This window comes from Anoxybacillus suryakundensis, from assembly GCF_001418025.1.
Lineage (GTDB): Bacteria > Bacillota > Bacilli > Bacillales > Anoxybacillaceae > Anoxybacillus > Anoxybacillus tengchongensis.
On record NZ_LIOK01000031.1, the window covers coordinates 1 to 10,639 of the forward strand.

At 40.2% G+C, this 10,639-nt stretch carries 14 protein-coding genes and 1 rRNA gene; 2 read left to right on the forward strand and 13 right to left on the reverse strand.

From position 1 onward, the window contains the following. Positions 1-324: ribosomal RNA gene (locus ASC42_RS13190) — 16S ribosomal RNA — on the reverse strand; the annotation flags it as partial. Between the two features lie 288 nt (positions 325-612). Here ASC42_RS13190 and pdaB point away from each other — a divergent pair. Beyond that, complete coding sequence (pdaB, locus tag ASC42_RS13195; RefSeq protein ID WP_055442077.1) at positions 613-1,374, forward strand: polysaccharide deacetylase family sporulation protein PdaB; 762 nt, start codon at positions 613-615, stop codon at positions 1,372-1,374. Between the two features lie 16 nt (positions 1,375-1,390). Here the strand turns inward: pdaB and ASC42_RS13200 are convergent, their stop codons facing one another. After that, complete coding sequence (locus ASC42_RS13200; RefSeq protein ID WP_055442078.1) at positions 1,391-1,987, reverse strand: KinB-signaling pathway activation protein; 597 nt, start codon at positions 1,985-1,987, stop codon at positions 1,391-1,393. Between the two features lie 131 nt (positions 1,988-2,118). Between ASC42_RS13200 and gerD the strand changes: the two genes are divergently transcribed. Next, positions 2,119-2,715, forward strand: a complete 597-nt coding sequence (gene gerD / locus ASC42_RS13205) for a spore germination lipoprotein GerD (RefSeq protein WP_055442079.1) — start codon at positions 2,119-2,121, stop codon at positions 2,713-2,715. Positions 2,716-2,731: 16 nt separating this feature from the next. Here the strand turns inward: gerD and ASC42_RS13210 are convergent, their stop codons facing one another. The 11 genes from ASC42_RS13210 to ASC42_RS13260 all read right to left on the reverse strand — a co-directional run. Then, entirely contained in the window at positions 2,732-3,739 is a 1,008-nt protein-coding gene (locus ASC42_RS13210) for an Mrp/NBP35 family ATP-binding protein (RefSeq protein WP_055442080.1), read from the reverse strand. A gap of 88 nt (positions 3,740-3,827) precedes the next feature. Continuing rightward, positions 3,828-4,526, reverse strand: coding sequence for an N-acetylmuramoyl-L-alanine amidase CwlD (cwlD, locus tag ASC42_RS13215; protein ID WP_055442081.1), 699 nt, complete (start codon positions 4,524-4,526; stop codon positions 3,828-3,830). A gap of 55 nt (positions 4,527-4,581) precedes the next feature. Then, a complete protein-coding gene (locus ASC42_RS13220; protein WP_055442082.1) occupies positions 4,582-4,986 on the reverse strand; it encodes a DUF2521 family protein in 405 nt (134 codons plus the stop codon). An 89-nt stretch (positions 4,987-5,075) separates the two neighbouring features. Then, positions 5,076-5,468, reverse strand: a complete 393-nt coding sequence (gene rpsI, locus ASC42_RS13225; protein WP_003397701.1) for a 30S ribosomal protein S9 — start codon at positions 5,466-5,468, stop codon at positions 5,076-5,078. A gap of 22 nt (positions 5,469-5,490) precedes the next feature. Then, positions 5,491-5,925: a 50S ribosomal protein L13 gene (gene rplM, locus ASC42_RS13230; protein WP_012573869.1), complete on the reverse strand. Its 435-nt coding sequence runs from the start codon at positions 5,923-5,925 to the stop codon at positions 5,491-5,493. A gap of 146 nt (positions 5,926-6,071) precedes the next feature. Continuing rightward, entirely contained in the window at positions 6,072-6,812 is a 741-nt protein-coding gene (truA, locus tag ASC42_RS13235) for a tRNA pseudouridine(38-40) synthase TruA (RefSeq protein ID WP_055442083.1), read from the reverse strand. Positions 6,813-6,827: 15 nt separating this feature from the next. Beyond that, the gene (locus ASC42_RS13240; RefSeq protein ID WP_055442084.1) at positions 6,828-7,625 is read right to left on the reverse strand and encodes an energy-coupling factor transporter transmembrane component T family protein; all 798 of its coding nucleotides are present in this window, start codon (positions 7,623-7,625) and stop codon (positions 6,828-6,830) included. After that, a complete protein-coding gene (locus tag ASC42_RS13245) occupies positions 7,622-8,491 on the reverse strand; it encodes an energy-coupling factor ABC transporter ATP-binding protein (RefSeq protein ID WP_055442085.1) in 870 nt (289 codons plus the stop codon). The genes ASC42_RS13240 and ASC42_RS13245 overlap by 4 nt, the downstream gene beginning before the upstream one ends. Then, entirely contained in the window at positions 8,449-9,303 is an 855-nt protein-coding gene (locus tag ASC42_RS13250) for an energy-coupling factor ABC transporter ATP-binding protein (RefSeq protein ID WP_055442086.1), read from the reverse strand. The genes ASC42_RS13245 and ASC42_RS13250 overlap by 43 nt, the downstream gene beginning before the upstream one ends. Before the next feature lie 113 nt (positions 9,304-9,416). Beyond that, positions 9,417-9,779 carry a 50S ribosomal protein L17 gene (rplQ, locus tag ASC42_RS13255; protein ID WP_003397694.1) on the reverse strand — a complete coding sequence of 121 codons (363 nt, stop codon included), beginning with the start codon at positions 9,777-9,779 and terminating at the stop codon, positions 9,417-9,419. A 60-nt stretch (positions 9,780-9,839) separates the two neighbouring features. Beyond that, positions 9,840-10,639, reverse strand: an 800-nt coding sequence (locus ASC42_RS13260) for a DNA-directed RNA polymerase subunit alpha (RefSeq protein WP_055442087.1), incomplete at its 5' end; no start/stop codon positions are given.

The following is a 10,639-nucleotide window of genomic DNA, read 5'->3' on the forward strand; positions in this document are numbered from 1 at the left end:
GTGTGGCCGATCACCCTCTCAGGTCGGCTACGCATCGTCGCCTTGGTGAGCCGTTACCTCACCAACTAGCTAATGCGCCGCGGGCCCATCCTGTAGCGACAGCTTGCGCCGTCTTTCAACGAAACGTCATGCGACATTTCGTGTTATCCGGTATTAGCACCGATTTCTCGGTGTTATCCCCGTCTACAGGGCAGGTTGCCCACGTGTTACTCACCCGTCCACCGCTAACCAAATAGAAGCAAGCTTCTATTTGATCCGCTCGACTTGCATGTATTAGGCACGCCGCCAGCGTTCGTCCTGAGCCAGGATCAAACTCTCCATAGAAAGTTCATATCTCTAGCTTCTTTACGCTTTTCGCTTCGTTCAGTTTTCAAGGAACATCTCCATCAAACAACAGCTCTAACAGTTTATCATTTCTTTCGACTGTCGTCAACTATATTTTTCGTCGCCAACGATGATTTTTTTTCGTCGCTAACGACGATTATCAGTTTAACACACGTTTCATTTTTTTGTCAATAATATTTTTTAAAAAATGTTCTCGTTTATTCATTGATCATATCATGTTATTTCTTGCATAAGATGGTCATAAAAAGCACAAGGGGGGGACAAACATTGAAGTTTTTCTATATACTCGACGGAAAAACAATAAAAAAATGGCTTCTCATCATATCCATTGCCTTCGTCACCGCTTCTATTTTGTATATTCAACAACTTGCAAGCGAATCCGTATTCTCTACTGATCTTGGATCGAAAGCCATTTACAAAGTTGAAAACAAAAAAAATGAACTTGCTTTAACATTTGATATTAGTTGGGGAGAAACAAATGCTATACCCGTTTTAAATGTGTTAAAAAAACATGGGGTGAAAGCTACATTTTTTCTATCTGCTTCTTGGGCTGAACGCCATCCACGCATCGTAAAAAAAATCGTGGACGATGGACACGAGATTGGAAGCATGGGTTATGAATATAAAAACTACACTGAACTAGAGAGGGGGAAAATTGTTCGTGACTTAGCACAAGCTAAAAAAGTGTTTGATACATTAGGTATTAAACATACCCCTTTTCTTCGTGTACCGACAGGAAATTTTAATAAGGACGTCTTAAAAGTTGTTCATTCCTTCGGTCATACTGTCGTTCATTGGAGTATTGATTCAAAAGACTGGCTCAATCCTGGGGTGAACACAATTGTTGAAAATGTGACCCAAAATGCAAAAGGCGGAGATATTGTGTTACTTCATGCATCAGACTCAGCGAAACAAACCACTCAAGCATTAGAACAAATTATCATATGGATGAAAAAAGAAGGGTATAAAAGCGTGGTGATATCCGACCTTGTCAATAACGCGCATATAAAAAGTAAAGAAATAAAATGAGGCAGCACGCCTCATTTTATTTCCGCAAAAGCCGATGCAATGTAAGCAACTGATACGCATTACAAATCAATAACGGAAACAACATTAAATACAACCAATTTTCTTCGTTAATTCGCAATACTGGGAACCATTCAATTACTGTTACAACAACCATAAAAAATAACGCAGGAACAAACGCTTCTTTATTCGTCTCACGCATTTTTACGTAAGCAACAATAAGCCCAAACAGAAAAATAAATAAAGCAACGAGCACATAGCTGACGATCGATTCGCCCTCTTCAGCAAACAGTTGATAACGAAAATAAACGAGATCAAATAAAACAAAAGCAATGAGAACGATTTGTACAGCATTCCATAATCCAACCGAACGAAAAATTCCGAGACCAAAACGATGAATTGTTAAATATGCAAAAAAACCCATTTGACTAATGACGCTAAAAATGAAACCAACACCAATCAACCAAACGAGAACAGATAAAATTTCTTTTATCTCAAACGATATGAAAAGATGTGCGTATTCATTCCATTTCACAACGAACCCAACAATCCCCGTACTTATTCCGCCAACAAACAATGTAGAAAAAAACAATTGAACCCACTTTCGACTATTCACTTATGCACCCTCCACTTCTCAATATCCCTTTCAAAATTCTATCAACGAAATAAGAAAAATGCTAGCGAATATTTTTGCAAAGAACATTGAATATTAACAGTAAGGAAACTTGTTGAAAGGGGCCCTTAGTTATGAATCGAATATTTTTGCTCCTCGTGATTAGCTACACATTAATGCTGACAGGGTGTGCTCAGCAAGAAAAAACCCCTGCGCAACCTGATTACGACCAAACGAAAAAAATGGTCGTTGACATTTTAAAAACAGATGAAGGAAAAAAAGCGATTCAAGAAGTGATGGGTGATGAAAAAGTCAAACAACAACTCGTTATGGATCAGCAAATTGTTAAAAAAACGATTGAAGAAACGTTGACATCAGACAAAGGAAAAACGTTTTGGAAAAAGGCATTTGAAGATGCAAAGTTTGCCCAAAGCTTTGCAAAAAGTATGAAAGAAGAACATGAAAAATTATTAAAAGCATTAATGAAGGATCCTGAATATCAAGCAATGATCGTAGATATTATGCAAAATCCGGAAATGAAAAAATTAATACAAACAGAGATGAAAAACAAAGATTTTCGCGCTCATTTACAAAAAGTGATTACAGAGACATTTAGCAGCCCGCTATTTAAAGCAAAAATTGAAGATATTCTTATGAAAGCAGCAGAGGAAATGCAAGGCGGTAAGAAAAAATCCGATCAAGAAACATCAAGTGAAGATCAAACAGCTTGAGGGGCGAACAAGCCCCTCATCGTAACTTTGCAATAATTTTTTTAGCAATATCCATATATACTTTTCCAATTGGATGATCTTCTCCATATACAGAAGGTGCGAAATCGTCATCGTTCCAATCCGGTTGTCCAAGCGGTAATTGTCCAAGTAAATCCGTTTGTAATTCTTGGGCTAATTTTTGGCCACCGCCTTTTCCAAAAATATATTCCTTTTCACCTGTTGTTTTGCTTTCAAAATATGACATATTTTCAATGACACCAACAACTTCGTGATTCGTCCGAACAGCCATCGCCCCCGCTCTTGCGGCAACAAAAGCAGCGGTTGGATGAGGGGTTGTCACAATGATTTCTTTCGATGTTGGAAGCATTGTATGCACATCTAATGCCACATCACCTGTGCCTGGAGGTAAGTCTAGTAATAAATAATCTAATTCGCCCCATTCCACTTCATCAAAAAAGTTTTTTAGCATTTTGCCAAGCATCGGTCCACGCCAAATAACCGGTGAGTTATCTTCTACAAAAAATCCCATCGAAATCACTTTCACACCGAAACGTTCAACCGGAATAATTTTCTCCCCACGAACAACTGGACGTTCCGTAATACCCATCATGTCTGGTACACTAAATCCATAAATGTCAGCGTCAATTAACCCAACTTTTTTCCCAAGTCGAGCAAGTGAAACGGCTAAATTAACTGATACAGTCGACTTCCCTACTCCACCTTTTCCACTTGCAATCGCTAAGTAAATGGGTTCATTTGTTGTACGTTCTTCTTCTAACGGCAATTGAGCAAAACGGAGCCCAACAGAAGATGCTCCTGCGTCTTTTAAACGTTGTACAACAGTTTGTTGCACTTGAAGTTGTTCTGCCGTTCCTGTTTTCGCTAAAGCAATTTTTACACTTACTAGTCCTTTTTCTTCATTTATTTTGACTTCTTGAATTGCGCCTGTTTCTTTAAACGTTTTTTTCAAAAAAGGGTCGTAAATCGTTTCGAGCAGCTCCACAACTTTTTTTTCTGTCAACATCGCGCCTCACCAATCCTTATGTATTCATGTATTCGATTTCACACTTTCAATATAACATAATTTTCTGCATAAAAAAATGAATCCTTCCTCATTCAGAAGGATCGCGTTCGTTTGATACGTAACGTAAAATGCCCTTATAAATCGAAGCCGCCAGCTTTTCTTGATACACCGAAGACGCTAGTAGTTTTCGTTCTTCCTCGTTTGATAAAAAACCAATCTCAACTAAAGCCCCAGGCTTTTTCGCCATTTTTAATAAATATACCGTTTGAATAGGCTTTGCTAAGCGATGTGTATTCTCTAAATTGACACGCAGTTCTTGTTGAATAAACTTCGCTAATCGTTTATTTTCTTCTAATGAGGAATAATAAAACACTTGTGCCCCTCTCCATTTTGGTGAAGGGATGGCGTTCAAATGAATACTAATAAAAAAATCTGCCTCTGAATCATTCACAAGCTGGACTCGCTGTTGTAAGTCTTCTATTTTTCTTCGGCTATATCCCCTCGTTTGTTCATTCGCTAAATCGTAGTCCCCTTCCCTCGTCATTTGAACGAGTGCACCTTGTTGTTGCAAATAATCGCGCAATTTTAATGCAACATTTAGCGCTATGTCTTTCTCAAGAACATCCCCTCCAACTGCGCCCCCGTCAGGCCCACCATGCCCTGGATCAAGGATGATAATTTTCCCTGATAACGGTAAACTCCATGCTTTCCAAGAGTGATCATGAAGTACGTAAAACTGTAAAAAAAGGACAAAAACAATAAAAAAAACAACAATACGTATTTTCATCCCTTCTCCTCCCCGCTATTTATGTTATATGGGACAAGGGAAGAATTTAGAACCTTCATTTTAAACGAAGACGTTGACGACGAAGCCCTTTTTCGATTCCTTCTCTCCACCAAACATCTACGTAACGAGCACACGTGTCGTACATACCATCTCTACATAGCTTCATATGTTCATACAGCTCATGTATGAGTTGTTCGTATTCGTCTATACAACGACTTTTCACCGTTTCTACTGACTCACCATAATATGTAAACCGACTATAATGAGCCCCAAGCAAATATGCTTCAATGGCTATATCGATACATATCGTTTCCATGACTTCGGAAACAATCATGTATTGTTGCCAATACGTGCGCACACGTCTACATAACTCACGATAAGAAAGATCCTTCAATACATTTCGCTCATAAGCAAGCTGTTTTTCTAACTTTTTTATTGTAAACGATGTAAGTATTCCCACTTGGCTGTCCCTCCTTATATATATTGTTCGCATGAACAAGAGGGACATACAAAAAAATCTCGGCAAATAATTGCCGAGATTTGTTGAAATTAACGTTTTGAGAATTGTGGTGCACGACGAGCGCCTTTAAGACCGTATTTTTTACGCTCTTTCACACGAGAGTCGCGCGTTAATAATCCTGCACGTTTTAATGTTTGACGGTATTCAGGGTCAACTTGTAACAACGCGCGAGCAATACCGTGACGAATTGCACCTGCCTGACCTGTAAATCCACCACCGCTTACGTTTACTAATACATCATAGCTACCGAATGTTTCTGTTAAAACAAGCGGTTGTTTGACAACTTCAACTAAAGATTCATATGGAACATAATCACGAATGTCACGACCATTTACGATAATGCGTCCTTCACCTGGAACGAGACGCACACGCGCAACTGAACTTTTGCGACGGCCTGTGCCGTAGTATTGTACCTGTGCCAAAATAATGCCCTCCTTTGATCAATTATCCGCGAAGTTCATAAACTTCTGGTTTTTGTGCTTGATGCGGATGTTCACTTCCGCGATAAACGTGCAATTTTTTGAACATTTGACGACCAAGGCTACCTTTTGGAAGCATGCCGCGAATTGCTCTTTCAAGCATTTGCTCTGGGTAATTTGTACGCATTTCAAGCGCTGTTCTTACTTTTAATCCACCTGGATGTAAGCTGTGACGGTAGTATAATTTGTTTGTTAATTTTTTCCCTGTTAACTCAACTTTTTCTGCGTTGATGATGATCACATGATCACCAGTGTCAACATGCGGTGTGTAAGTCGGTTTATGTTTACCGCGTAAAATCGCAGCAACTTCACTAGCAAGACGTCCTAACGTTTTGCCTTCTGCATCAACAACGTACCATTTACGTTCTACTTCATTTGGCTTCGCCATATACGTACGCATTTGTTTTCCCTCCTAAAATAAAAAATGAACAAGCGATATTTATTTCAACACGATTAATTTCCGGGGCTAATCGTGGGTTTAAAATACATACCATATGATATAATATCTCTTCTACAACCCAATGTCAAGAAAATGTTACACCTGGATTAGTTGTCATACGAAACGTGCCACAAATAAAGACCGTGACCCGGTGCTGTCTTTCCCGCAGCATCGCGATTTTTTTGTTCCAAAATCGCCTTCATCTCTTCAGCATGCCGTTTCCCCCGTCCAACTTCTAGCACTGTTCCAACGATAATGCGAACCATATTGTACAAAAAACCGTTGCCAACAAGACGGAAGATTAGCTCTTCTCCTTCTTGAATCACTTCCGCTTCATAAATGGTACGAACTTTATCATCAATTTCCGTTTTTGCCGAGCAAAAACTTGTGAAATCATGCGTCCCGATTAAATAGCGAAGCGCTTCGTTCATATTCGTTACATCAAGTTGATGCGGATAGTGATATACATAATGACGCAAAAACACGTTTTTCTCTCCCGTCCAGACACGGTAACGATACTCTTTATTTTTCACACTAAATCGCGCATGAAAGGAAGGCGAAACCTCACTTGCCTCTTTGGCAATGATGTCATCAGGAAGAAGCGCATTTAACGCTTTAGGCCATCTTTCATCAGGAATCGCAAGTGGCGTATCAAAGTGAATCACTTGTCCACATGCATGAACGGTTGCATCTGTTCGTCCTGACGCATATACACGAACAAATTCCCCCTTATGAATGGTTGAGAGCGCACGCTCAAGCTCTCCTTGTACAGTTCGCTTTTTTTGTTGAATTTGGTATCCTGCAAAATGCGTGCCATCATAAGCAATGACGCATTTGATCCTTCTCATGCTGTTCGCTCCTTTTTATGAACGAAGTAACCATAACAAAACAGCCAATAAGCCAAGTAAAAGCATAAAAGCCGTATCTATGCGCCTCCACGTTAACTCGCGCCATTTCGTTCGACCGTTCCCCCCACGGTATCCACGCACTTCCATGGCAACAGCTAGTTCTTCTGCTCGTTTAAATGCGCTAATGAATAGCGGAACAAGCAATGCCGTCATCGCTTTCATTCGTTCTGATAGCGGTCCGCTTGAAAAATCGACACCGCGAGCCATTTGAGCTTTCATAATCTTCTCAGTTTCTTCCATCAATGTTGGAATAAAACGAAGGGAAATAGACATCATTAACGCTAGCTCATGAACAGGCATATTCCACTTTTTTAATGGTGAAAGCAATGATTCCATCCCATCGGTCACTTCAATCGGTGTCGTTGTTAACGTCACTAGCGTTGTAACAACGATAAGAAGCAAAAAGCGTAAAGAAATAAACGCTCCTTGTTGGATCGCTTTGTCGTACACTTCGATCCCAAGCCATTGAAAAACGACATCCCCTTCTTTTGTTAGCAATACGTGAAGAAGAAACGTAAACACAATGACCCATAAAACTGGTTTTAATCCTTTAATCATGAACGAAAGCGGTATGCGCGATAAAAACAACAACACACATGTAAAAGAAGTCAACACCCCATACGTCCATTCATTATTAGCAAGAAACACAATAAATACATATATAAACATGAGCAACAATTTTGTGCGTGGATCGAGACGATGAATGAGAGAATCTCCAGGAACATACTTTCCGATAATCATACTGTTCATCATATACGTTTCACCCTAGTAAATAACGTTTGTAAGTTTTTGATAACGTCTTCCATCGTCAAACAAGGGGCATGAAATTGCACGCCAAATTTTTGTTCGATTGCCCGTTGAAACAAAACTGGTTCAGGGACATCTAGTCCGAGGCTTATTAAATCATCGACATGACGAAAAATATGTTCTGGTGCTCCTCTTCGCACAATTGTTCCTTGATGCATCACGATAATATCATCCGCATAACGTGCTGCCTCTTCCATACTATGTGTAACAAGCACAATCGTCATATGTTTTTGCCGTTGAAGCTTTGCAAACATGTCCATCATTTCTTTTCGCCCACGAGGATCTAAGCCCGCAGTAGGTTCATCTAACACGAGCACTTCTGGGTCCATGGCTAACACACCGGCAATAGCCACACGTCTCATTTGCCCACCACTTAACGCAAATGGAGATTTATGTCGCACTTCTTCTGGCAATCCGACGAGTGCTAACCATTCTCCCACACGAGCTTTCGCCTCTTCTGCGTTCACACCAAAATTTATTGGTCCAAAACAAATATCTTTTTCTACTGTTTCTTCAAATAGTTGATGTTCAGGAAATTGAAAAACGATACCTACTTTTTTTCGTAAAGGCTTTAAATGTTTTTCTTTTTTTCCTGCTGTAATTGTATAATTGCCCAGATGGATCGTCCCTTTTGTCGGTTGAAGTAAGCCGTTTAAATGTTGCAAAAGGGTTGACTTTCCCGATCCGGTATGACCCACAACCGCTACGTATGAACCGTTAGGGATATCCATATGAATATCGTACAGCGCCCGCTTTTCGAAGGGGGTATTTATTTGGTAGCGATGTTCGACATCGCGGAATACAATGTCCATAATTCACTCACCAACCCCTCTATTGTCAAATGATCGGTTGTAATTGGAATGTAATTTTCCTTCAACCGTCGACTTAGTTGGAGCGAAAATGGTAAGTCCAACCCCATCTCTTCCAACTTCGACCCATGCGCAAAAATATGTTTAGGCGTTCCTTCTAATGCAATCTTTCCTTTATTCATGACAATCACTCGATCAGCTTTTGCCACTTCATTTAAATCATGAGTAATTGAAATAACAGTCATATCGCGTTCACGACGAAGCGATTGCATCACTTGAAGCACTTCTTTTTTTCCTCTCGGATCAAGCATCGATGTTGCTTCGTCTAAAATGATAATATTCGGTTCAAGAGCGATGGCGCTTGCGATCGCTACACGTTGTTTTTGTCCACCTGACAGACGATGCGGTTCGTCATTCACGAAATTTTCCATACCTACTTTTTTTAGTGCTTCGTTTATGCGCTTTACCATTTCATTTTTTTGTACGCCACGATTTTCAAGACCAAAGGCGACGTCATCTTGAACCGTCGTTCCAACAAACTGGTTATCCGGGTTTTGAAAAACGATGCCTAATTGCTCTCGAACATCCCATACTGTTTCTTCATTTAACGGGATGCCGCATACGTGAATCGTTCCACTTTTCGGTGGCAATAAACCGATTAATAGCTTAGCAAGGGTTGACTTTCCCGATCCGTTATGACCTACAATGGTTACCCATTCACCTTTATACACTTGAAACGACACGTTTTGTAAAGCATACGTTTTTTCGTTTGCATATTGAAAACTTATATGTTCCACACGTAATGCAACTTCCACAACTCTCTCCTCATCTCTTCTGAATTTTCTTACTCTCTACTCTACTACAAAAAAAGAAACAAAAAAAGGGCATAGATCCAGTTCAAAAACTGTCTCGCCCTTGTAAAAACGTATTAAACTAGTTCAATAATGACCATTGGCGCACCGTCACCGCGGCGTGGTCCAAGTTTCATAATGCGTGTGTAACCACCTTGACGGTCTTGGTAACGTGGTGCGATGTCGCTAAATAATTTTTGAATTGCATCTTGACCTGTTTCTGTGTTTGCGACTTCTTTGCGTACGAATGCAGCAGCTTGGCGACGTGCATGCAAATCGCCACGCTTTCCTAATGTAATCATTTTTTCTACAACAGAACGCAACTCTTTTGCACGAGCTTCTGTTGTTTCAATTCGCTCATTAATGATTAAGTCTGTCACTAAGTCACGAAGCAACGCTTTACGTTGAGAGCTTGTGCGTCCTAATTTTCTGTAAGACATGTGATGTCCCTCCTTTATTTCACTTTTAACATGAAAATGCCTAGTTAACCAAACGCTTAACTAGTCATCTTTACGTAAGCTTAATCCTAGCTCTTCTAACTTCGCCTTTACTTCTTCAAGCGACTTGCGGCCTAAGTTGCGCACTTTCATCATATCTTCTTCTGTTTTTTGCGCAAGCTCTTGTACTGTGTTAATACCAGCACGCTTTAAGCAGTTGTACGAACGAACAGAAAGATCAAGCTCTTCAATTGTCATCTCGAGCACTTTTTCTTTTTGATCTTCTTCTTTTTCGATCATGATTTCAGCGTGTTGCGCTTCATCTGTTAAGTTCACAAAAATATTCAAGTGCTCTGTTAAAATTTTTGCCCCTAGTGAGATTGCTTCTTTCGGGCCGATGCTACCATCTGTCCACACGTCGATCGTTAACTTGTCGTAATTTGTCATTTGACCGACGCGCGTATTCTCGACTTGGTAAGATACGCGCGATACCGGCGTATAAATGGAATCGATCGGGATAACACCTATCGGTTGATCCTCGCGCTTGTTAGCGTCAGCTGGTGTATACCCACGTCCGCGTTTTGCTGTCATTCTCATCCGTAAGCGACCGTCTTTTGCTAATGTAGCGATATGAAGGTCTGGATTGAGAATTTCTACATCGCTATCGTGAGTAATATCGGCAGCTGTAACGACTCCTTCACCCTGTACATCAATCTCAAGCGTCTTTTCTTCGTCCGAATAAATTTTTAGCGCTAGCTTTTTAATGTTTAAAATAATGGTTGTTACATCTTCCACGACGCCATCAATTGTTGAAAACTCGTGCAATACACCATCTATTTGAACAGATGTTACAGCGGCACCAG